The 21,881-nt window shown below is 72.2% G+C and carries 21 protein-coding genes; 10 read left to right on the top strand and 11 right to left on the bottom strand.

The genetic code is table 11. From position 1 onward, the window contains the following. Positions 1-47: 47 nt before the first annotated feature. The gene (ssd, locus tag ABZY13_RS15195) at positions 48-1,145 is read right to left on the bottom strand and encodes a septum site-determining protein Ssd (protein WP_356630666.1); all 1,098 of its coding nucleotides are present in this window, start codon (positions 1,143-1,145) and stop codon (positions 48-50) included. A gap of 590 nt (positions 1,146-1,735) precedes the next feature. Between ssd and ABZY13_RS15190 the strand changes: the two genes are divergently transcribed. Next, the gene (locus tag ABZY13_RS15190) at positions 1,736-2,569 is read left to right on the top strand and encodes an HAD-IB family hydrolase (protein WP_356630664.1); all 834 of its coding nucleotides are present in this window, start codon (positions 1,736-1,738) and stop codon (positions 2,567-2,569) included. Positions 2,570-3,042: 473 nt separating this feature from the next. Here the strand turns inward: ABZY13_RS15190 and ABZY13_RS15185 are convergent, their stop codons facing one another. Then, complete coding sequence (locus tag ABZY13_RS15185) at positions 3,043-3,867, bottom strand: oxidoreductase (protein ID WP_356630662.1); 825 nt, start codon at positions 3,865-3,867, stop codon at positions 3,043-3,045. 101 nt (positions 3,868-3,968) lie between these two features. Here ABZY13_RS15185 and ABZY13_RS15180 point away from each other — a divergent pair, with 101 nt between their 5' ends. Further along, on the top strand, positions 3,969-4,949 hold the full coding sequence (locus tag ABZY13_RS15180; RefSeq protein ID WP_356630660.1) for an ATP-binding protein: 981 nt from the start codon (positions 3,969-3,971) through the stop codon (positions 4,947-4,949). Between the two features lie 3 nt (positions 4,950-4,952). On the opposite strand, the gene ABZY13_RS15175 is transcribed toward ABZY13_RS15180, so the two are convergent. Beyond that, on the bottom strand, positions 4,953-6,311 hold the full coding sequence (locus ABZY13_RS15175) for a hypothetical protein (RefSeq protein WP_356630658.1): 1,359 nt from the start codon (positions 6,309-6,311) through the stop codon (positions 4,953-4,955). 393 nt (positions 6,312-6,704) lie between these two features. On the opposite strand from ABZY13_RS15175, the gene acs reads away from it, so the two are divergent. The 5 genes from acs (at position 6,705) to ABZY13_RS15150 (ending at position 12,179) form a co-directional block, all read left to right on the top strand. Next, positions 6,705-8,660 carry an acetate--CoA ligase gene (acs, locus tag ABZY13_RS15170; RefSeq protein ID WP_356630656.1) on the top strand — a complete coding sequence of 652 codons (1,956 nt, stop codon included), beginning with the start codon at positions 6,705-6,707 and terminating at the stop codon, positions 8,658-8,660. Between the two features lie 206 nt (positions 8,661-8,866). Then, positions 8,867-10,297, top strand: a complete 1,431-nt coding sequence (nhaA, locus tag ABZY13_RS15165; protein ID WP_356630654.1) for a Na+/H+ antiporter NhaA — start codon at positions 8,867-8,869, stop codon at positions 10,295-10,297. Positions 10,298-10,412: 115 nt separating this feature from the next. Beyond that, the gene (locus ABZY13_RS15160) at positions 10,413-10,919 is read left to right on the top strand and encodes a phage holin family protein (RefSeq protein WP_356630652.1); all 507 of its coding nucleotides are present in this window, start codon (positions 10,413-10,415) and stop codon (positions 10,917-10,919) included. Beyond that, positions 10,916-11,866, top strand: coding sequence for an alpha/beta hydrolase (locus ABZY13_RS15155; RefSeq protein WP_356630650.1), 951 nt, complete (start codon positions 10,916-10,918; stop codon positions 11,864-11,866). The genes ABZY13_RS15160 and ABZY13_RS15155 overlap by 4 nt, the downstream gene beginning before the upstream one ends. A gap of 127 nt (positions 11,867-11,993) precedes the next feature. Then, a complete protein-coding gene (locus ABZY13_RS15150; RefSeq protein WP_356630648.1) occupies positions 11,994-12,179 on the top strand; it encodes a hypothetical protein in 186 nt (61 codons plus the stop codon). A gap of 33 nt (positions 12,180-12,212) precedes the next feature. Here the strand turns inward: ABZY13_RS15150 and ABZY13_RS15145 are convergent, their stop codons facing one another. The 3 genes from ABZY13_RS15145 to nth form a co-directional block, all read right to left on the bottom strand. Next, positions 12,213-13,412 (bottom strand): MarP family serine protease, encoded by a 1,200-nt coding sequence (locus ABZY13_RS15145; RefSeq protein ID WP_356630646.1) that lies wholly within the window; start codon positions 13,410-13,412, stop codon positions 12,213-12,215. Positions 13,413-13,475: 63 nt separating this feature from the next. Further along, a complete protein-coding gene (locus tag ABZY13_RS15140; protein ID WP_356630644.1) occupies positions 13,476-14,168 on the bottom strand; it encodes a CoA pyrophosphatase in 693 nt (230 codons plus the stop codon). A 52-nt stretch (positions 14,169-14,220) separates the two neighbouring features. Further along, positions 14,221-15,204: an endonuclease III gene (gene nth / locus ABZY13_RS15135; RefSeq protein WP_356630642.1), complete on the bottom strand. Its 984-nt coding sequence runs from the start codon at positions 15,202-15,204 to the stop codon at positions 14,221-14,223. 336 nt (positions 15,205-15,540) lie between these two features. On the opposite strand from nth, the gene ABZY13_RS15130 reads away from it, so the two are divergent. Next, positions 15,541-16,215 (top strand): Crp/Fnr family transcriptional regulator, encoded by a 675-nt coding sequence (locus ABZY13_RS15130; protein ID WP_031115987.1) that lies wholly within the window; start codon positions 15,541-15,543, stop codon positions 16,213-16,215. A gap of 38 nt (positions 16,216-16,253) precedes the next feature. Here the strand turns inward: ABZY13_RS15130 and ABZY13_RS15125 are convergent, their stop codons facing one another. The 4 genes from ABZY13_RS15125 to ABZY13_RS15110 all read right to left on the bottom strand — a co-directional run bounded on the left by ABZY13_RS15125 (position 16,254) and on the right by ABZY13_RS15110 (position 18,840). Next, positions 16,254-17,084: an MBL fold metallo-hydrolase gene (locus tag ABZY13_RS15125; protein WP_356630640.1), complete on the bottom strand. Its 831-nt coding sequence runs from the start codon at positions 17,082-17,084 to the stop codon at positions 16,254-16,256. After that, positions 17,081-18,049 (bottom strand): NUDIX hydrolase, encoded by a 969-nt coding sequence (locus ABZY13_RS15120; RefSeq protein ID WP_356630638.1) that lies wholly within the window; start codon positions 18,047-18,049, stop codon positions 17,081-17,083. Before ABZY13_RS15120 ends, ABZY13_RS15125 begins: the two co-directional genes overlap by 4 nt. Positions 18,050-18,214: 165 nt before the next feature. After that, the gene (locus tag ABZY13_RS15115; RefSeq protein WP_356630636.1) at positions 18,215-18,682 is read right to left on the bottom strand and encodes a RidA family protein; all 468 of its coding nucleotides are present in this window, start codon (positions 18,680-18,682) and stop codon (positions 18,215-18,217) included. Continuing rightward, positions 18,679-18,840, bottom strand: coding sequence for a DUF4177 domain-containing protein (locus tag ABZY13_RS15110; protein WP_003975360.1), 162 nt, complete (start codon positions 18,838-18,840; stop codon positions 18,679-18,681). Before ABZY13_RS15110 ends, ABZY13_RS15115 begins: the two co-directional genes overlap by 4 nt. Positions 18,841-18,939: 99 nt before the next feature. Here ABZY13_RS15110 and ABZY13_RS15105 point away from each other — a divergent pair, with 99 nt between their 5' ends. Together ABZY13_RS15105 and ABZY13_RS15100 are read left to right on the top strand one after the other, a co-directional pair. After that, a complete protein-coding gene (locus ABZY13_RS15105; protein WP_356630634.1) occupies positions 18,940-19,917 on the top strand; it encodes an ArsA-related P-loop ATPase in 978 nt (325 codons plus the stop codon). Next, positions 19,914-21,353: an ArsA family ATPase gene (locus ABZY13_RS15100; RefSeq protein ID WP_356630632.1), complete on the top strand. Its 1,440-nt coding sequence runs from the start codon at positions 19,914-19,916 to the stop codon at positions 21,351-21,353. Before ABZY13_RS15105 ends, ABZY13_RS15100 begins: the two co-directional genes overlap by 4 nt. Positions 21,354-21,471: 118 nt before the next feature. Here the strand turns inward: ABZY13_RS15100 and wblA are convergent, their stop codons facing one another. Continuing rightward, entirely contained in the window at positions 21,472-21,810 is a 339-nt protein-coding gene (wblA, locus tag ABZY13_RS15095) for a transcriptional regulator WblA (RefSeq protein ID WP_356630630.1), read from the bottom strand. Positions 21,811-21,881 lie beyond the last annotated feature (71 nt).

Genomic DNA, 21,881 nt, shown 5'->3' with positions numbered 1-21,881 from the left:
CACCTCACTCACGCCGCCGGCCCTCACTCCTCGCCCCCTCCCGCCCCTCACGCCGACCCCGCCTCCAGCACCGCCCGCTCCCAGAACTCCTTGCAGAAGCGCGCCAGCGGCCCCCTTCCGCCCGCGCCCGGCGGGGACTTCCCGTCACCGGGGCGCAGCAGGGCGGACTCGACGGGCACCTCGCCCGCCAACGGGAGCCCGAGGAGGCGGGCCACCTCGCGGTCGTCCAGGCCGGGCGCGTACGGGCCGCGCACCGCGACACGCAGGTCGCCGAGGACCATGCCGACGGCGGCGGCGACCCGGCCGCCGGCCGCGACGGCGCGCAGTTCGGCGGGGACCAGCAGGAGTCCGACGTCGAGCTGGGCGAGGACCTCGGCCACCGTCTCGTCCACGCGGCGCGGCAGATCGACGACGACCGCGCCGCCGCGCCTTCTGGCCGCCGCGAGCACCGCCCGGACGGCCTGCGGCGGGACGGCGACGCGGTCGCCCCGGTCCCAGCTGAGCACCCGCAGCGAGTGCAGCTCGGGCAGCGACTCCTCCAGGGCGCCGCTGCCGACCCGGCCGCGCGAGGCGGCGAAGGCGGGCCAGCGCAGCCCGTCGGTGGTCTCCCCGCCGAGGAGGACGTCGAGCCCGCCGCCGAGCGGATCGGCGTCCACGAGCAGGGTGCGCAGCCCTTCACGAGCGGCGGTGACGGCGAGGGCGCAGGCCAGCGTGGACGCCCCGGCCCCGCCGCGCCCGCCGATGACGCCGACGGTGAGGGCGGGTGCACCGACGCCCTCGGCGACGTCGGCGATGCGGTCGACCAGCCACTGCTCGCCGTCGGGCAGCATCAGGACGTGGTCGGCGCCGATCCGCACCGCGCGCTCCCAGACTCCCGGATCGTCCTGGTCGCGGCCGACGAGCACCACGCCCCGCCGCCGGGCCACCCCTCGTACGCGCCGGGCGGCGTCGTCGCCGACCAGGACGAGCGGGGCGGCCTCCCAGCCGCCGCGCTCCGGCAACGAGTGGTGGACCTCGGGCGTGGCGCCCGCGGCGGCGCACAGGCGGAGCAGGTCGTCGAGCAGTCGGGCGTCCTCGGTGACGATCAGTGGTGTGCTCTGGCGCCCTCCGGCGGGCGGCGGATCGTAGGTGACGGATCCGGTCATGTGCGTTCCCCGTTCGCTGCTGGCTGCGGTCCCTCGCGCGGCCGGCGGCCCCGCGATTCCCATAGGTATGGAGAACCGGCGAGCGGCCTCCCTATGAGCGGCCGACGGAATCCGGCCATACGCGCCCGACAAACGGAAGCGGGTCCGGGAACTCGTCCCGCTCGGGCCGCGCAGGAATCACGGTGCAGCGATCCCGGAAATAAAGTGGATCTTGGTGGATAACTGTGGACATCCCGGAGGCTGTGAATATCGCCATCACCCATACCGGTGAAGTCCCGCACGTTGTCCCGCTCGACTTCCACAGAGCAGTACGGCGACTACCGTCCGTGACGGATCATGGGTATGCCGAGGAGGCGGCTTCAGCCGCCTCGGGAGGGTGCGAGCACCGCGACAGGGAGGGAAAAATGCGTCCGGACATGCGACGACCCCCGCCGGGGGGGAGAGCGGGGGTCGTCCCCACGGCCGACTCGGGGGGGGAGGAGTCGGGCCGGGTTAGCACGGTCGCGAACGATCCGTGACTTCCATGGTGTACCCGAGAGCCTTCTCAGGCAAACCCACACGCCCCACCTTACGCCGAATGGGCTGCCCCTATGCTCGGGGGCGTGGAAAACCACTCGTTGCCCCGCACAGCGGCCTTCTTTGACCTGGACAAGACGGTCATTGCGAAGTCCAGCACGCTCACCTTCAGCAAGTCGTTCTACCAAGGCGGTCTGATCAACCGCCGGGGAGTCCTGCGCAGCGCATACGCGCAGTTCGTCTTCCTCGCCGGCAGCGCGGACCACGAACAGATCGAACGGATGCGCGCTTACCTGTCCGCACTGTGCCGCGGGTGGAACGTCGAACAGGTCAAGGAGATCGTCGCCGAGACGCTGCACGACATCATCGACCCGATCATCTACGACGAGGCCGCCTCCCTCATCGAGGAGCACCACACCGCTGGGCGGGACGTCGTGATCGTGTCGACATCGGGGTCGGAGGTCGTCGAGCCGATCGGCGAACTGCTCGGCGCGGACCGTGTGGTGGCCACCCGCATGGTCGTCGGCGACGACGGCTGCTACACGGGCGAGGTGGAGTACTACGCCTACGGGCCCACGAAGGCGGAGGCGATCAGGGAGCTGGCCGAGTCCGAGGGGTACGACCTCTCGCGCTGCTACGCCTACAGCGATTCGGTGACCGACCTGCCGATGCTGGAATCCGTCGGCCACCCGCACGCCGTCAACCCGGACCGTGCCCTGCGCCGCGAGGCCGTCGCGCGCGGCTGGCCGATCCTGGACTTCCGCCGTCCGGTCCGGCTCAAGCAACGGCTGCCGAGGTTCTCGGCGCCGCCCCGGACCGCACTGGTCGCGGCGGCGGCCATAGGCGCCGCGGCGGCCACGGCCGGCCTGGTCTGGTACGCCAACCGCCGCCGCGCCGCGACCGCGTGAACACCAGCCCAGCGCCCCCTGAACCCACCAGACCGAGCGCCCCCCGAGCCTCTCGAACCCCCGCACCCACTGAACCCGACTGACGCACCAGCAAGATTGAACGAACAACCAAAAGAAGCGGGTCCTCCACTTCCGCATCCACCGATTCTGGAGTACAAAGGACATAACGGCCCGCGAGACCAAGGACATCCGAAAGGATCACCTTCAAAACGCACACTGGCCCCACGGACCGAGCATGAACACCGGGCACCCACGCGACGTCGACCCGTCGATTACGGGCCAGCCGCACCAGGTGGCGGGCAAAGTCCCCGACCTGATGGGCACATATCGAGGACGCCTGGTAACCCGGTGAGCATGCCAGCGGCGGTACGAGCACTCGTACCGCCGCATTTTCGTGGGCAACGGCGGGTGCTCGCCGTGCAGGCGATCGCCGTGCGCACCCCTTCGGCAGGGCCGACAGGCCCGGGCCTGCCCTACGCCGCCCCGCGCTGGAGCGCCTCGCAGACCGCCGTCGACTCGCGCGCACCCAGCTCCACGGCCTTCCCGCAGTGCGCGATCCACGCCGCCATGCCCTCCGCGGTGCCGGAGAGGTAGCCGTCGAAGGCCGTCAGGTAGGCCTCGCGGCCCAGCTCGGCGTGGCCCGTCTCCGCCGGGCAGACGGACTTCGGGTCGAGGCCGCTGCCCACCAGCACGATCCGCTCGGCCGCGCGCGCGACCAGGCCGTTGTACGACACGAAGGGGCGCAGCGCGAGCAGCTCGCCGTGCACCACGGCCGCCTGGACCAGGGCCGGCGCGGAACTGCCCGCGATGACCAGCTCGGACAGCCCTTCCAGCCGCCCCGACACCTCCGCCGCACTCGGCAGCGGCTGCCCGATCAGCGGCTCGTCGACCGGCTCGCCCTCCTGCCGGGGCCGCCCCACCCGGTCGGCGTCGTCCGCCGCTGCCACCAGATGCAGCCGGGCCAGCACCCGCAGCGGGGACTGCCGCCAGATGGACAGCAGCTGCCCCGCCTCCGCGGTCAGCCGGAGGGCGGCGCCCATCACGCGCGCCTCGTCGTCGACACCGAAGTCGGTGCGCCGGCGCACCTCCTCCAGCGCCCAGTCGGCCCCGGACAGCGCCGCGGAGCCGCGGGCGCCGCGCAGGGCGGCCTCGGACGTGATCTCGTTGCTGCGCCGGCGCATGACCCGGTGTCCGTAGACCCGGTCCACGGCCTTGCGCACGGACTCCACGGACTCGGCCACGCCGGGCAGGGAGCCCAGGGCCGCGAGCGGATCGGCGGACGCGCCTGTCGTACTCATGAGTACGACCCTACGCACCCAGGGCCCGCGCCCCACGAAGGAGTGGTCTTCTTCACGCGCGTGCGCCCCGCGCCGCCGTCGCGGCACTACGCTTACTGAACATGAAAATTGCTTTCGTCGGGAAGGGCGGCAGCGGCAAGACCACCCTGTCGTCCCTTTTCATCCGTCACCTGGCCGCCGCGGGCGCCCCGGTCGTCGCGGTCGACGCCGACATCAACCAGCACCTCGGGGCCGCGCTCGGGCTCGACGAGCCGGAGGCCGCGGCGCTGCCCGCGATGGGCGACCGGCTGCCGCTGATCAAGGACTACCTGCGCGGCTCCAACCCGCGCATCGCCTCCGCCGAAACGATGATCAAGACGACGCCGCCCGGCGAGGGTTCGCGGCTGCTGCGGGTGCGCGAGGACAACCCGGTCTACGACGCCTGCGCCCGGCCGGTGGAACTCGACGGCGGGGCCGTCCGTTTGATGGTCACCGGCCCCTTCACCGACGCCGACCTGGGGGTCGCCTGCTACCACTCCAAGACCGGAGCGGTGGAGCTGTGCCTGAACCACCTCGTCGACGGCCCCGACGAGTACGTCGTGGTGGACATGACGGCGGGCTCGGACTCCTTCGCCTCGGGCATGTTCACCCGCTTCGACATGACGTTCCTCGTCGCCGAGCCGACCCGGAAGGGGGTCTCCGTCTATCGCCAGTACAAGGAGTACGCCCGCGACTTCGGCGTCGAGCTGAGGGTCGTCGGCAACAAGGTGCAGGGTCCGGACGACCTCGACTTCCTGCGTGCCGAGGTCGGCGACGACCTGCTCGTGACCGTGGGGCACTCCGACTGGGTGCGCGCCATGGAGAAGGGCCGGCCGCCCCGGTTCGAGCTCCTGGAGGACGCCAACCGCCGCGCCCTGGAGACGCTGCGGACGGCCGCCGACGCCACGTACGAGCGGCGGGACTGGGACCGCTACACGCGCCAGATGGTCCACTTCCATCTGAAGAACGCCCAGTCCTGGGGGAACGAGCGCACCGGGGCCGACCTGGCGGCGCAGATCGACCCCGGTTTCGTCCTCGGCGAGGGCGTCACGGCCCCCGCCTGACCGTCAGCGCCGGTCCGCCGGCGCGCCCGGCACGCCCTTCGGGGCCGGGGCCGGGCGGGCGGACAGGAAGGACGCCCAGCCCTGCTTGGGGGCCTCTCCCACCCCGAGCGTGCGCAGCTTGGCCAGCACCGCCGGGTCCTGGGCGTCCAGCCAGTCCGCGAGCTGCCGGAACGAGACGCAGCGCACCTCCGCCTTGGTGCACACCGTCGCGATGACCTCCTCGACGGCGCGCATGTAGGCGCCGCCGTTCCAGGACTCGAAGTGGTTGCCGATGATCAGCGGCGCGCGGTTGCCGTCGTAGGCCCGCTGGAAGCCCATGAGCAGGGCGTCGCGCATCTGGTCCCCCCACTGCCGGTGCTTGGCGGGGTCGCCCTGGGTGGTGGTGCCCGACTGGTTGACCATGAAGTTGTAGTCCATGGTGAGTTGCTCGAAGGAGTGCCCGGGGAACGGCACCAGTTGCATCGACAGGTCCCACAGGCCCTCCTTCTTGCCGGGCCAGACCTGGTTGTTGACGCCGCTGGTGTCGTAGCGGAAGCCCAGTTCGCGGGCGGCCTTGAGGAAGTTGGCGCGGCCCTCCAGGCAGGGGGTGCGGGCGCCGATCAGCTCCTTGTCGTAGTCGAAGGGCAGCGGGGAGGCGCTCCTCATGCCGGAGTTGGTCTTCCAGGACTTCACGAACTGCTTGGCCTGGGCGATCTCGTCCTTCCACTCCTTCACCGACCAGTCGCCGACGCCGCCCGTGCCGCCACAGAAGTGGCCGTTGAAGTGGGTGCCGACCTCGTTGCCCTCCAACCAGGCCAGCCGCAGCTGCTCGACGGTGTCGGCGATGCCCCGGCGGTCGTTGAAGCCGATGTCGGAGCGGCCCGGGGAGTGCTGCGGCGGCCTGTACAGCTCGGCCTTGTCCTTGGGCAGCAGGTAGACGCCGCTGAGGAAGTACGTCATCGTCGCGTTGTTCGCCCTGGCGACCTTGCGGAAGTGGGAGAACAGCCGCTGACTGTCCTCGCCCGCGCCGTCCCAGGAGAACACCACGAACTGCGGTGGGCGCTGACCGGGCTTCAGCCGCTGCGGGCGGGGCAGGTGCGGCTGGGCGCCGGTGAACGCGGTGGAGCCGTCGCCGATCAGCCGGATCGCGCTCTTGGGCGGCGCCGGCGCCGGCCGCGCCTCCCGCGCCCCGCCGCCGCCCTCGCCCTCCCCGCCTTCCCGCGGCCCGTCCGCGCCCCCGCCCTCCCGCGGACCGCTCACCTCCCGGTGCGGCCCGCTCCCCCCTCCCCCGGCGTCGTCGCCGTCGAACGCGCACCCGGCGAGCGATCCGGCACAGACCGCGGCGACCACGACGCCCGCGGCGATCTTCTGGCTGGCGGCCATGTCCGCCCACCTACTTCCTTGACTCGGGCCAACGCCGAAGCGGGCGTTTTCTGACGATCTGCCGGGATTTCCGGCAGCGCCGCCAAGGTCGCACAAGGCCGAGAAGGAATTAATACGACAAGCCGATCAAATGCCCGCATCACTCTCCAGAGTGATTCTCCAGGGCCGTCCGCACGCTCATGTGAGGGCCGTTACAGACCTGAACCCCGCCCCGGCGCCGTCCGTGGGAAGGAATGACCCGGCATGGCGGGCGCCGGCAGCGGTTCCGTACCGCCGGGGGCCGCACACCCGCATAGGTCTAAACCAATTTCCCGACGACCCTTGTCACCGGGCCATTCCGTCTGATGAGCTGTGGCCTGGGACACAACGGACACCCTTCGAAAGGGAGATGTCGTGAGCAACGAAAGCCTGGCCAACCTGCTCAAGGAAGAGCGCAGGTTCCCGCCGCCCGCCGACCTGGCCGCCGCCGCCAACGTCACGGCGGAGGCGTACGAACAGGCCAAGGCTGACAGGCTCGGCTTCTGGGCCGAGCAGGCCCGCCGGCTGACCTGGGCCAAGGAGCCGACCGAGACGCTGGACTGGTCGAACCCGCCGTTCGCCAAGTGGTTCAAGGACGGCACGCTCAACGTCGCCTACAACTGCGTCGACCGGCACGTCGAGGCGGGCCACGGCGACCGGGTCGCCATCCACTTCGAGGGCGAGCCCGGCGACGGCCGCGCCATCACCTACGCCGAGCTGAAGGACGAGGTCTCCAGGGCGGCGAACGCCCTGCTGGACCTGGGCGTGCGCAAGGGCGACCGGGTCGCCGTCTACATGCCGATGATCCCGGAGACGGCGATCGCGATGCTGGCCTGCGCCCGGATCGGCGCGGCCCACTCGGTCGTCTTCGGCGGCTTCTCGGCGGACGCGCTCGCGACCCGTATCCAGGACGCCGACGCCAAGGTCGTCATCACCGCCGACGGCGGCTACCGGCGCGGCAAGCCGTCCGCGCTGAAGCCGGCCGTGGACGAGGCAGTCGAGCGCGCGGGCAACGTCGAGCACGTGCTCGTGGTCCGCCGCACCGGGCAGGACGTCACCTGGCACGACGAGCGGGACGTGTGGTGGCACGAACTGGTCGACCGGCAGAGCGCCGAGCACACCCCCGAGGCCTTCGACGCCGAGCACCCGCTGTTCATCCTCTACACGTCGGGCACGACGGGTAAGCCCAAGGGCATCCTGCACACCTCCGGCGGCTACCTCACCCAGGTGGCGTACACCCACCACGCCGTCTTCGACCTCAAGCCGGAGACCGACGTCTACTGGTGCACCGCCGACGTCGGCTGGGTCACCGGGCACTCGTACATCGTCTACGGGCCGCTCGCCAACGGCGCCACCCAGGTCATGTACGAGGGCACCCCGGACACCCCGCACCAGGGCCGGTTCTGGGAGATCGTGCAGAAGTACGGCGTGACGATCCTCTACACCGCGCCCACCGCGATCCGGACGTTCATGAAGTGGGGCGACGACATCCCCGCCAAGTTCGACCTGAGCAGCCTGCGGGTGCTGGGCTCGGTGGGCGAGCCGATCAACCCCGAGGCGTGGATCTGGTACCGCAAGCACATCGGCGCGGACCGGACCCCGATCGTGGACACCTGGTGGCAGACCGAGACCGGCGCGATGATGATCTCGCCGCTGCCGGGCGTCACCGAGACCAAGCCGGGCTCCGCGCAGCGCCCGCTGCCCGGCATCTGCGCCACCGTCGTGGACGACGAGGCGAACGAGGTGCCCAACGGCGGGGGCGGCTACCTGGTCCTCACCGAGCCGTGGCCGTCCATGCTGCGCACCATCTGGGGCGACGACCAGCGGTTCCTGGACACCTACTGGTCGCGGTTCGAGGGCAGGTACTTCGCCGGCGACGGCGCGAAGAAGGACGACGACGGCGACATCTGGCTGCTCGGCCGGGTGGACGACGTGATGCTGGTGTCCGGGCACAACATCTCCACCACCGAGGTGGAGTCGGCGCTCGTCTCGCACCCGTCCGTCGCCGAGGCGGCCGTGGTCGGCGCGGCCGACGAGACGACCGGGCAGGCGATCGTCGCCTTCGTGATCCTGCGCGGTACGGCGTCGGAGACCGACAGCCTCGTCGGCGAGCTGCGCAACCACGTCGGCGCCGCCCTCGGCCCGATCGCCAAGCCCAAGCGGATCCTGCCGGTGGCGGAGCTGCCCAAGACCCGCTCGGGCAAGATCATGCGCCGGCTGCTGCGCGACGTCGCCGAGAACCGTCAGCTCGGTGACGTGACCACACTGACCGACTCCACGGTCATGGACCTCATCCAGGCCAAGCTCCCGGCCGCGCCCGGCGAGGACTGACGCGACGGGACGACGGGACTGACGCGACGGCTGTCCGGGAGCACCCTCGGACAGCCGTCCGCGGCACCGGACCGGAGATCACTGCGCCGGACCGCCGCAGCTTAGGTAAGCTAAAGAACGCGTCAACAGAGCGACAGTGATCAAAGGTGCGCCGGGAAGTCTGGTCGGCATGTGTTCCGTGCTGCCCGAGACCGGAGGTCCTTCCCATGACCACGCCCCCGCCGCCCGCTCCCCGCAAGGTCTTCGGCCGCCTCTCCCTGCCCGAGCGGAACTTCGTCGCGGACGCCCTGCGCACCGAGACCGTCGGCGGCGTGCTGCTGCTGCTCGCCGCGGTCGCCGCGCTGGCCTGGGCGAACATACCCGCGCTGAGCGACAGCTACGAGAGCGTCAGCCACTTCCACATCGGCCCCGCCTCCCTGGGCCTCGACCTGTCGATCGAACACTGGGCCGCCGACGGGCTCCTGGCGATCTTCTTCTTCGTCGCCGGCATCGAACTCAAGCGCGAGCTGGTCGCCGGCGACCTGCGCGACCCCAGGGCGGCGGCCCTGCCGGTCGTCGCCGCGCTGTGCGGCATGGCCGTACCCGCGCTCGTCTACACCCTCACCAGCTCGGCCGGCGGCGGATCCCTGGCCGGCTGGGCCGTGCCCACCGCGACGGACATCGCGTTCGCGCTCGCCGTGCTGGCCGTCATCGGCACCTCCCTGCCGAGCGCGCTGCGCGCCTTCCTGCTCACGCTCGCCGTGGTCGACGACCTCTTCGCGATCCTGATCATCGCCGTCTTCTTCACCGACGACCTCGACTTCCTCGCCCTCGGCGGCTCGGCGCTCGGCCTCGCCCTGTTCTGGCTGCTGCTGCGCAAGGGCGTGAAGGGCTGGTACGTCTACGTCCCGCTGGCGCTGGTGATCTGGGCGCTGATGTACAACAGCGGCATCCACGCCACCATCGCCGGCGTCGCCATGGGCCTGATGCTGCGCTGCAGCACCCGTGAGGGCGAGGAGCACTCCCCCGGCGGTCACATCGAGCACCTCGTGCGCCCCCTGTCCGCGGGCCTGGCCGTCCCGCTGTTCGCGCTGTTCAGCGCGGGCGTGTCGATCTCCGGCGGCGCCCTCGGGGAGGTGTTCACCCAGCCGGAGACGCTCGGCGTCGTCCTCGGCCTCGTCGTCGGCAAGACCCTCGGCATCTTCGGCGGCACCTGGCTCACCGCCCGCTTCACGCGCGCCTCGCTCAGCGACGACCTGGAGTGGGCGGACGTCTTCGCCGTCGCCTCGCTGGCCGGCATCGGCTTCACCGTCTCGCTGCTGATCGGCGAACTGGCCTTCGAGGGCGACGCGGCGCTCACCGACGAGGTCAAGGCCGCCGTCCTGGCCGGCTCGCTGATCGCGGCGGCCGTCGCCACCGTGCTGCTGAAGTTCCGCAACGCCAAGTACCGGCGGCTCTACGAGGACGAGGAGCGCGACGACGACCTCGACGGCGTCCCCGACGTCTACGAGCTGCACGACCCGGCCTACCACCTGCGGATGGCGGAGATCCACGAGCGAAAGGCCGCCGAACACCGCAGGATCGCCGAGAAGCAGACGGCCGCGCGGCTTGCCGAAGTGCCGGGCGGGGCAGGCGAGGAGCACGACGGTCCGGCATGATCTGACGAGACGGTACAAAAGACGGGACCGTACGCGGGCACACGAGCACGCGACCGTACGCAGGCAGGCACGAGCACGCGCGGACGGGACGGTCCGCAGAAGAGGGAGAACCGCGATGAGCGCACCCGACGGCAGCCCGGTCGGCGCCGAACGCAGCATCGGCCAGCTGTTCGCCACGGCTACCACCGAGATGTCGGCGCTGGTGCACGACGAGATCGCGCTGGCCAAGGCCCAGCTCAGGCAGGACGTCAAGCGCGGTGCGACCAGCGGCGGGGCCTTCATGGCGGCCGGCGTGCTGCTGCTGTTCTCACTGCCCATGCTCAACTTCGCCCTCGCGTACGGCATCCACACCTGGAGCGACTGGAACCTGGCGGTCTGCTTCCTGCTGTCCTTCGCGGCGAACGTGCTGATCGCCGGATTCCTCGCGCTGATCGGCGTGGTGTTCGCGAAGAAGGCGAAGAGGGGCAAGGGCCCGCAGAAGGTGGCCGCGTCGGTGAAGGAGACGGCGGGCGTCCTGCAGAACGCCAAGCCGCATCCGCGACCCGAGCGGCCCGAGCTGACCGGCTCTCCCGCGGACCGCTCCCCGAAGGCCGTCGAAGCTGTGGCACGCTCGTCCTCATGACGGAACCCGGCACTCCTTCGGCGCAGCCCGCCTCGGCCGTACGGCTCGACCTGCCCGGCGGGCAGGAGGTCACGCACCGGGACGTCGCCGCCAACGGCGCGCGTTTCCACATCGCGGAGGTGGGCGACGGGCCGCTGGTGATGCTGGTGCACGGCTTCCCGCAGTTCTGGTGGGCCTGGCGGCACCAGATGGAGGCGCTCGCCGATGCCGGGTTCCGGGCCGTCGCCATGGACCTGCGGGGCGTCGGCGGCAGCGACCGCACCCCGCGCGGCTACGACCCCGCCAACCTCGCCCTGGACATCACCGGCGTGGTCCGCTCCCTGGGCGAGCCGGACGCCGCGCTGGTCGGGCACGACCTGGGCGGATATCTGGCGTGGACGGCGGCCGTGATGCGCCCCAAGCTGGTGCGGCGGCTGGCGGTCACGTCGATGCCGCATCCCCGGCGCTGGCGCTCGGCGATGCTCTCCGACGTCCGGCAGACGGCCGCGAGCTCCTACATCTGGGGCTTCCAGCGGCCCTGGATCCCGGAGCGGCAACTGGTCGCGGACGACGGCGCGCTGGTGGGCCGGCTGATCCGGGAGTGGTCGGGGCCGCGGCTGCCGGAGGACGACGCGGTGGCGGTGTACCGGCGGGCGATGTGCATCCCGTCGACGGCGCACTGCTCGGTCGAGCCCTACCGCTGGCTGGTGCGGTCGATGGCCCGCCCGGACGGCATCCAGTTCAACCGGCGCATGAAGCGCCCCGTGCGCGTGCCCACGCTGCACCTGCACGGCTCCCTCGATCCGGTGATCCGCACCCGCAGCGCCGCCGGTTCCGGCGAGTACGTCGAAGCCCCCTACCGCTGGCGGCTGTTCGACGGTCTCGGCCATTTCCCCCACGAGGAGGACCCGGTGGCGTTCTCCACCGAACTCGTCAACTGGCTGAAAGATCCCGAACCCGACCGGTGATCCGGCCATGACGCCCGGTATACGGACCGGTACGCCTGTCGTACGAACGCCCACTTGCCCGGCGCATAGGCCAAATGAGCGCCCCCCAGGCGGTTATGGACCTTCGGGCGGGGGCAGACGTCGAGGTATGGGCTGGACGCACGACTTCAGTGACGCAGCAGCACGCAACCGTCGCTCGGCCACGGGCCCGAGCTCTCACCGGCAGGGAGGTTCGCCCCAACTGGTGGGCACGGACCCCCGGGTGGGCATTCCGCGCATCCTGCGCCGCCGCGCGCGCTGGGTCTCCGTACGCCTGCGCCATCCGCGCGGCTGAGCCGGCGGTCCGCCGCGGGGCGGCCGGGCGTCGTCACAGGGCGCAGCTGTCGCTGTCCACCTGCTGATTGGCCGTACGGCCCGCGGCGATGTCCTCCTGGATCTCGTCCACCGTGAGGGCGTACCCCGTCTCGGCGTCGTCCAGCGACTTGGCGAAGACCACGCCGTAGACCTCGCCCTCGGGCGTGAGCAGTGGGCCGCCGGAGTTGCCCTGGCGCACGACCGCGTACAGGGAGTAGACGTCGCGGCGGACGGTGCCGCGGTGGTAGATGTCCGGGCCGTTGGCGGTGATGCGCCCGCGTACGCGCGCCGAGCGCACGTCGTACGCGCCGTTCTCCGGGAAGCCGGCGACGATCGCGCTGTCCCCGCTGGCCGCGTCGTCGGTGGTGAACCGCAGCGCGGGCGCGGACAGGTCGGGCACGTCGAGCACGGCGATGTCGCGCTCCCAGTCGTAGAGCACGACCGTCGCGTCGTAGCGCCGGCCCTCGCCGCCGATCTGCACGGTGGGTTCGTCGACGCCGCCGACGACGTGCGCGTTGGTCATGACGCGGCGCTCGGCGAAGACGAAGCCGGTGCCCTCCAGGACCTTGCCGCAACTCTGCGCGGTGCCCATCACCTTGACGATGGACCGCTGGGCGCGCGCGGCGACCCGACTGCCGGCGAGCGCCGGGTCGGGCGGCCGTACGTCGGTGATGGGCTCGTTGGAGAACGGGCTGAAGACCTGCGGGAAGCCGTTCTGCGCGAGGACCGCGGAGAAGTCGGCGAACCAGGTGTCGGCCTGCGCGGGCAGCGCCCGCGAGACGCCCAGCAGCACCTTGGAGCTGCGCACCTCCTTGCCGAGCGTCGGCAGGGTGGTGCCGGCCAGGGCGGAGCCGATCAGCCAGGCCACGAGCAGCATGGCGGCCACGTTGACCAGGGCGCCGCCGGTGGCGTCCAGGGCGCGCGCCGGGGACCAGGTGATGTGCCGGCGCAGCTTGTTGCCGAGGTGGGTGGTGAGCGCCTGGCCGACCGAGGCGCAGACGATGACGACGACGACCGCGACGACGGCGGCGGTCGTGCTCACCTCGGAGTTGTCGGTGAGCAGGTCCCAGACGACGGGCAGCGCGTAGACGGCGACGAGACCGCCGCCCAGGAATCCGATCACCGACAGGATGCCGACGACGAAGCCCTGGCGGTAACCGACGATCGCGAACCACACGGCGGCGACCAGCAACAGGATGTCCAGCACGTTCACCGCTTCAAGCCTCGCCTCGTCACTCCGGCGTCCCCCGGGACACACACCACGAAGGTCACCCTGTCATGACCGCCGGTCGAGTGGGACCAGCTTGTCGCGGTCCCAGGGTCTCTCCCAGCCTGCGTAGTGCAGCAGCCGGTCGATGACCCCGGCGGTGAAGCCCCAGACGAGGGCCGATTCGACCAGAAATGCCGGACCGCGGTGGCCCAGGGGGTGCACGGCCATGGCGCGGTTGGCGGGGTCCGTGAGATCCGCCACGGCGACGGTGAAGACCCGGGCCGTCTCGGCCGGGTCGACCACGCCGACCGGGCTCGGCTCCCGCCACCAGCCCAGCACCGGCGTCACCACGAACTGGCTGACCGGGATGTACAGCCTGGGCAGCACCCCGAACAGCTGCACGCCCGCCGGGTCCAGGCCGGTCTCCTCCTCGGCCTCGCGCAGGGCGGCCCGCAGCGGTCCGTCGCCCAGCGGGTCGCCGTCCTCGGGGTCGAGGGCGCCGCCGGGGAAGGCGGGCTGCCCGGCGTGCGAGCGCAGCGATCCGGCCCGCTCCATCAGCAGCAGCTCGGGGCCGCGGGCGCCCTCGCCGAACAGGATGAGGACGGCGGACTGCCGGCCCGCGCCGTCGTCCGGCGGCAGGAAACGGCTCAGCTGGAGCGGCTCGACCGTCTCCGCGGCCCGCACCACCGGGTCGAGCCAGTCCGGCAGCCCTTCCTTGCTCAGCGTCACCGGGCCCCGCGTCTCGCTCGCTCGTGTCATCGCCACCCCCGCTCTCTCACTGCCAACGACCGGCCACCGCCCGATCGTTCCGTCATCCGGCCCCCAGGGGCGGGGCCGGCCGGCCGCCCGCCTCCAGATACTCCCGCGGCGGGTTGAGCCGCTGGCCCGGGAAGCCGCCCTTCTCGTACTTCAGCAGCTTCTTCGCCTTCTCCGGGTCCGTCTCGCCCTCGCCGTAGGCCGGGCAGAGCGGGGCGATGGGGCAGGCGCCGCAGGCGGGCTTGCGGGCGTGGCAGATGCGGCGGCCGTGCCAGATGACGTGGTGCGACAGGTCGGTCCAGTCGTTCTTGGGGAACAGCGTGCCGACGGCGGCCTCGATCTTGTCGGGGTCCGTCTCGTCGGTCCACTTCCAGCGCCGGACGAGCCGCTGGAAGTGGGTGTCGACGGTGATGCCGGGGCGGCCGAAGGCGTTGCCGAGCACCACGAACGCGGTCTTGCGGCCGACGCCGGGGAGCGTGACGAGGTCCTCCAGGCGGCCGGGGACCTCGCCGCCGAACTGTTCGACCAGGGCCTTGGAGAGCCCTATCACCGACTTGGTCTTGGCCCGGAAGAAGCCGGTCGGACGGAGGATCTCCTCGACCTCCTCGGGGTTGGCGGCGGCCAGGTCCTCGGGGGTGGGGTACCTGGCGAACAGGGCCGGGGTCGTCTGGTTGACGCGCAGGTCGGTGGTCTGCGCCGACAGCACCGTGGCCACGACGAGCTGGAAGGGGTTCTCGAAGTCCAGCTCCGGGTGCGCGTAGGGGTACACCTCGGCGAGCTCGCGGTTGATCCGGCGGGCGCGGCGCACCAGCGCGGTGCGGGACTCGTCGCGGGGCGGCTTCGGCGCGACGGTCTTCGCGGGCGGGGCGCCCACGAGGGCGGCGGTCGCCTTCTTGGGAGCGACGGCGACCTTCTTGGCGGGGCGGACCTTCGCCACCGCAGCGCCCTCGGCGGCCGAGCCCCGAGCCTGCGCGGCATTCGCCGACGCCGCTGCCTCGGCCGCCTTCTTACGGGGCGCCGACTTCTTCCCCGACACCACCTTTGCCGTCTTTGATGTTTTTGTCGGTTTCTTACCGCCACTCGGACCCTGTTCGCCCACAGCGGAATCACGACGTACGGCCACCCGCGCAGCTCCCTCGGCCTGTGCTCTCACCGGCGATTTGGACACCCGGCCAGCCTACGGCCCGCCACCGACATCCGCCCCGGCCCTCGGGGACCGGCCCCCAATTGGCCCCCTGCCGCGTACCCCGGCACACCGGTGCGGCATCCTTGTGACAGATCACACTGTGTGGACCGTCCGGCAAAATGGGCACCACGGTCCCCTGGCAGACGGGGGAGCAGGACCCCTGTGAGCAGGTCGACAAGGAGATAACTCGTGGACGACGTTCTGCGGCGCAATCCGCTCTTCGCGGCGCTCGACGACGAGCAGGCCGCGGAGCTGCGCGCCTCCATGAGTGAGGTGACCCTCGCGCGGGGTGACTCCCTGTTCCACGAGGGCGACCCGGGCGACCGCCTCTACGTGGTCACCGAGGGCAAGGTCAAGCTGCACCGGACGTCGCCCGACGGCCGCGAGAACATGCTGGCCGTCGTCGGCCCCGGCGAGCTGATCGGCGAGCTGTCGCTGTTCGACCCGGGCCCGCGCACGGCGACCGCCACCGCCCTCACCGAGGTCAAGCTGCTCGGCCTCGGCCACGGCGACCTCCAGCCCTGGCTGAACGCCCGCCCCGAGGTGGCCTCCGCCCTGCTCCGCGCGGTCGCCCGCCGGCTGCGCAAGACCAACGACGCGATGTCCGACCTCGTCTTCTCGGACGTCCCCGGGCGTGTGGCCCGCGCCCTGCTGGACCTGTCCCGCCGGTTCGGCGTGCAGTCCGAGGAGGGCATCCACGTCGTCCACGACCTCACGCAGGAGGAGCTGGCCCAGCTGGTCGGCGCGTCCCGCGAGACGGTCAACAAGGCCCTGGCGGACTTCGCCCAGCGCGGCTGGCTCCGCCTGGAGGCCCGCGCGGTGATCCTGCTGGACGTGGAGCGGCTGGCGAAGCGGTCGCGGTAACGCGCCCGGCGCCGGCGCGCGGGCGGGGGGCGAAGGCTCTAGATGAGCCCGTGCTCCTCCAGGTAGTCCAGCTGCGCCCGGACGGACAGTTCCGCCGCCGGCCACAGGGAGCGGTCCACGTCCGCGTAGACATGGGCGACGATCTGGTGCGGGGTGCGGTAGCCGTCCTCGACCGCCGTCTCGACCTGTGCGAGGCGGTGGGCGCGATGGGCGAGGTAGAACTCGACGGCCCCCTGGGCGTCCTCCAGGACCGGCCCGTGACCGGGCAGGACCGTGTGGACGCCGTCGTCCACCGTGAGGGACCTCAGCCGGCGCAGGGAGTCCAGATAGTCCCCGAGGCGGCCGTCGGGGTGCGCCACGACCGTCGTGCCGCGCCCCAGGACGGTGTCGCCGGTCAGGACGGCCCGGTCGGCCGGCAGATGGAAGCACAGGGAGTCCGAGGTGTGCCCCGGCGTGGGCACGACCCTCAGCTCCAGTCCGCCCACGGTGATCACGTCCCCGGCGGCGAGCCCTTCGTCGCCCAGCCGCAGCGCCGGGTCCAGGGCGCGCACCTTGGTGCCGGTCAGCTCGGCGAAGCGGGCGGCGCCCTCCGCGTGGTCGGGGTGGCCGTGGGTGAGCAGAGTGAGGGCGACGCGCTTGCCGGCCCGCTCGGCGACGTCGACCACGCGGGCGAGGTGACCCTCGTCCAGCGGGCCCGGGTCCACGACGACGGCCTGCGCGGAGCCGGGCTCCGACAGGATCCAGGTGTTGGTGCCGTCCAGGGTCATCGCCGACGCGTTGGGTGCGAGGACGTTGACCGCGCGCGGGGTGGCGGGACCGGAGAGGGCACCGCCGCGCGGCTGACCGGGGAGGGCTGCTGCGTCCGTCATGCGGAGGGACCTTCCAGGACGTCGGCGGGGCGGGTCGGGACGGGTTGCGGGCCGCGGTCGGAAGGGCCGCTTTCCGGGCTCGGGCCGGCCAGGTCGCCCTGCGGGCGCGGATGGGCCGGGACGTGCCGGGTGAACTCGTCGTGGCCCGGCCAGGAGAGCACGACCTCGTCGCCCACCAGCCGCGCGGTGGCCAGGACGGGCGTCATGTCCCTCCCGGGTGCGGCGGCGAGGGCCTCGGCGGCCGCGCCGTACGGCATCAGCTGGCGCAGCGTGGCGATGGTCGGCGGCATCATCAGCAGCTCGCCCGCGTCGTACGACGCCGCGGCCTCGGCGGGCCGGATCCACACGGTCCGGTCGGCCTCCGTGGAGGCGTTGCGGGTGCGCTGGCCGGAGGGAAGCGCGGCGACGAAGAACCACGTGTCGTAGCGCCGCGACTCGAACTCGGGGGTGATCCAGCGGGTCCAGGCCCCCAGCAGGTCGGAGCGCAGGACGAGGCCGCGGCGGTCGAGGAACTCGGCGAACGACAGCTCACGGGCGACCAGGGCGGCGCGGTCGGCCTCCCAGTCGGGCCCGGTGGTGTCGCCGACCACCGCGTCGGGAGCGGGCCCGGCCAGCAGGACGCCCGCCTCCTCGTACGTCTCCCGTACGGCCGCGCAGACGATCGCCTGCGCCTCCGCCTCGCCGACGCCGAGCCGCCGCGCCCACCACGCGCGCGCGGGGCCCGCCCAGCCGACGTGGCGTTCGTCGTCACGGGGGTCGACTCCGCCGCCCGGGTACGCGTACGCGCCCGCCGCGAAGGCCATGGAGGCGCGCCGGCGCAGCATGTGGACGACGGGGCCGTCGCCGGTGTCCTTCAGCAGCATGACCGTGGCCGCGCGCCTGGGGGGCACCGGCGTCAGGGAGCCGTCCGCCAGCGCGCGGATGCGGTCCGGCCACTCCGGGGGGTACCACTGACCGTTCGCCATGGGCGGAGGCTATCCCGTAGTGCGCGGATGTTCGAGAGAGGCGATCATCCGCGCGGGGTCGCGTACGAAGGCCCCGCGGGCCCCCGCACCCCGGTACAGGAGCCTCGTACGACCGCCCCACGCGGGAGAACCCCCGTACGCCCGCACGGGAGCCTGCTACGGCCTTCAGGCGTCGGTCAGCTCGACCTGGATGTCGACCTCGACCGGGGCGTCCAGCGGCAGCACCGCCACGCCCACGGCGCTGCGCGCGTGCACGCCCTTGTCGCCGAGGACCTCGCCGAGCAGCTCGCTGGCGCCGTTCAGCACGGCGGGCTGGCCGGTGAAGTCGGAGGCGGAGGCGACATAGCCGACGACCTTCACGACGCGCGCGATGCGGTCCAGGTCGCCGGCGACGGACTTGACGGCCGCCAGGGCGTTCAGGGCGCAGATGCGGGCGAGGTCCTTGGCCTCCTCCGGGGTGACCTCGGCGCCGACCTTGCCGGTGACCGGGAGCCTGCCGTCCACCATCGGCAGCTGGCCGGCGGTGTGGACGTACGGCCCCGACCGCACGGCGGGCTGGTAGGCGGCCAGCGGCGGCACGACCTCCGGCAGTGCGAGGCCCAGCTCGGCGAGCCTCGCCTCGACCGCGCTCACGCCTGCTTCTCCCGCTTCAGGTAGGCCACGAGCTGCTCGGGGTTGTTCGGCCCGGGCACCACCTGGACGAGCTCCCAGCCGTCCTCGCCCCAGGTGTCCAGAATCTGCTTCGTGGCGTGGACGAGCAGCGGAACGGTTGCGTATTCCCACTTGGTCATGGCCCGACTGTATCGGCCCCGCCCGCCCGGCCCCGCCCGGCACCGAGTTGTCCACAGCCTCCCGGTTGGTTCGGGCGCCGACTGGTTACGCTCGAATACGTGAGCAGGCTCCAGGTCGTCAGCGGCAAGGGCGGGACCGGTAAGACGACGGTCGCCGCCGCCCTCGCGCTGGCCCTCGCCACGGAGGGGAAGCGGACGCTCCTCGTCGAGGTCGAGGGCCGGCAAGGCATCGCACAGCTCTTCGAAACAGAGGCGTTGCCCTACGAGGAGCGGAAGATCGCGGTCGCTCCGGGCGGCGGGGAGGTGTACGCCCTCGCCATCGACGCCGAACTGGCCCTTCTGGACTACCTCCAGATGTTCTACAAGCTCGGCAGCGCAGGCCGCGCCCTCAGGAAACTCGGCGCCATAGACTTCGCCACCACCATCGCGCCGGGCGTCCGCGACGTCCTGCTGACCGGCAAGGCGTGCGAGGCGGTCCGCCGCAAGGACAAGGCCGGCCGGTACGTGTACGACTACGTCGTCATGGACGCCCCGCCCACCGGCCGCGTCACCCGCTTCCTCAACGTCAACGACGAGGTCGCCGGACTGGCGAAGATAGGGCCGATACACAATCAGGCGCAGGCCGTGATGCGGGTGCTCAAGTCCCCGGAGACCGCCGTGCACCTGGTGACGCTGCTGGAGGAGATGCCCGTCCAGGAGACCGCGGACGGCATCGCCGAGCTGCGCTCCGCCCGGCTCCCGGTGGGCCGCGTCGTGGTGAACATGGTGCGGCCGGAGGTCCTCGACCCCGCCGACCTGGAGCTGGTGCGGTCCGTCGGGCGCGGGGACGTGGCCCGGTCCCTGTCGGCCGCGGGGCTGGGCGGCGCCCGCCGCGGGCAGCACGCCGAGCGGCTGGTGGACCCGCTGCTCGCGCAGGCCGAGGAGTACGCCGCGCGCTACCGCCTGGAGCACGAACAGCGCTCCGTCCTCGGTGAGCTGGGCCTGCCGCTGCACGAACTGCCGCTGCTCGCCGAGGGCGTGGACCTGGCGGGCCTGTACGAACTGGCCACCGAGCTGCGGAAGCAGGGGATGTCATGAGCCCGGACCCGGCCCAGCAGTCCGACCCCGCCCGTCCCCGTCTGGGGCCCGCGCGCGTGCTGGACGTCGATCCGCTGCTGGACGACCCCGGAACCCGCATCGTGGTGTGCTGCGGCGCGGGCGGCGTCGGCAAGACCACCACGGCCGCGGCGCTCGGCCTGCGCGCCGCCGAGCGCGGCCGGAAGGTCGTCGTGCTCACCATCGACCCGGCGCGCCGGCTCGCCCAGTCCATGGGCATCGACTCCCTCGACAACACCCCGCGCCGGGTCAAGGGCATCGAGGGCGACGGCGAACTGCACGCCATGATGCTGGACATGAAGCGCACCTTCGACGAGATCGTCGAGGCGCACGCGGACCCCGAGCGGGCCGCCGCGATCCTGGCCAACCCCTTCTACCAGTCGCTCTCGGCGGGCTTCGCGGGCACGCAGGAGTACATGGCGATGGAGAAGCTGGGCCAGCTGCGGGCCCGGGACGAGTGGGACCTGATCGTCGTGGACACCCCGCCGTCCCGCTCGGCGCTGGATTTCCTGGACGCGCCGAAGCGGCTCGGCTCCTTCCTCGACGGCAAGCTGATCCGCGTCCTGCTGGCCCCTGCGAAGGTGGGCGGCCGGGCGGGGATGAAGTTCCTCAACGTCGGCATGTCGATGATGACGGGCGTCCTGGGCAAGCTGCTGGGGGGTCAGCTGCTGAAGGACGTCCAGACGTTCGTGGCGGCGATGGACTCGATGTTCGGGGGGTTCCGCACGCGCGCGGACGCCACGTACAAGCTGCTCCAGGCGCCCGGGACGGCGTTCCTGGTGGTGGCGGCCCCGGAGCGGGACGCGCTGCGCGAGGCCGCGTACTTCGTGGAGAGGCTGGCCGCGGAGGACATGCCGCTGGCCGGGCTGGTGCTCAACCGGGTCCACGGCAGCGGCGCCGACCGGCTGTCGGCCGAGCGGGCGCTCACCGCCGCGGAAAATCTTGAGGAGCCTCGCATTGTGGATCAGCGGGGCGGGAAAGCAGTACTTGGCAACTCCCCTGCCCTGCACGGCAGTTCAGAATCCCCCGACGAGTCCGGCGCGACGTCCCCGGCTTCCCCGGCCCGGCCCTCCGGCGAGTCCCCCGCCGCCACGGACCCGGCCGTCACGGACCTGGCCACGGACGCCGCTCCAGGCGACCTCGCGGATGCCGCCCCGAGCGACTCCGCGGACGGTGCCGACGACGCGGAGCGGTCCGTCGACCGGCTCACCGCACGCCTGCTGAGGCTGCACGCCGACCGCATGCACCTGCTCGCGCGGGAGCAGCGCACGCGTGACCGTTTCACCGCCCGCCACCCCGAGGTGGCGGTGACCGAGGTGGCCGCGCTCCCCGGCGACGTCCACGACCTCGCGGGTCTGCGGGACATCGGGCACCGGCTCGCGGCCAACCATCAGGAGCTGCCGCAGACGGAGGTCTGACCAACCGGCAGGAGCTGCCCGAAACGGAGGTCCGACCGGGCGGAGACGGAAGTCCGACGGAGCGGAGCCTGCACCTGGGCGACGGAAGTCCGAGGGGATTCCCGCGCCGGGCTCGGGATCAGCCGACCGCCGCGTAGTTCTCGTACACCTCGTCGTTGTCGAGCGGTACGAGCCCTGCCCCGCGCTCGTACTCCGTCCGCGCCGTCTCCAGGAGCCGGCGCCAGGACGTGACGGTGGGCCGTCTGCGCAGCAGCGCGCGGCGTTCGCGCTCCGTCATGCCTCCCCACACGCCGAACTCGACGCGGTTGTCCAGCGCGTCGGCCAGGCACTCGGTCCGCACCGGGCATCCGGTGCACACCGCCTTGGCCCTGTTCTGCGCTGCTCCCTGAACGAACAGTTCATCCGGATCGGTAGTGCGGCAGGCCGCCTGCGCACTCCAGTCGGTTACCCAGCCCATACCGGCGCCGTCCTCTCCCGAATCGAGGCTCCCCCACGGCGGCAGCGGCATATTCACCGCCGCCAGTTGAG

The organism is Streptomyces sp. NPDC006610, from assembly GCF_040611575.1.
GTDB lineage: Bacteria > Actinomycetota > Actinomycetes > Streptomycetales > Streptomycetaceae > Streptomyces.
Note: the sequence above shows the minus strand (reverse complement) of the source record. Positions and strands in the feature narration are given on the sequence as shown.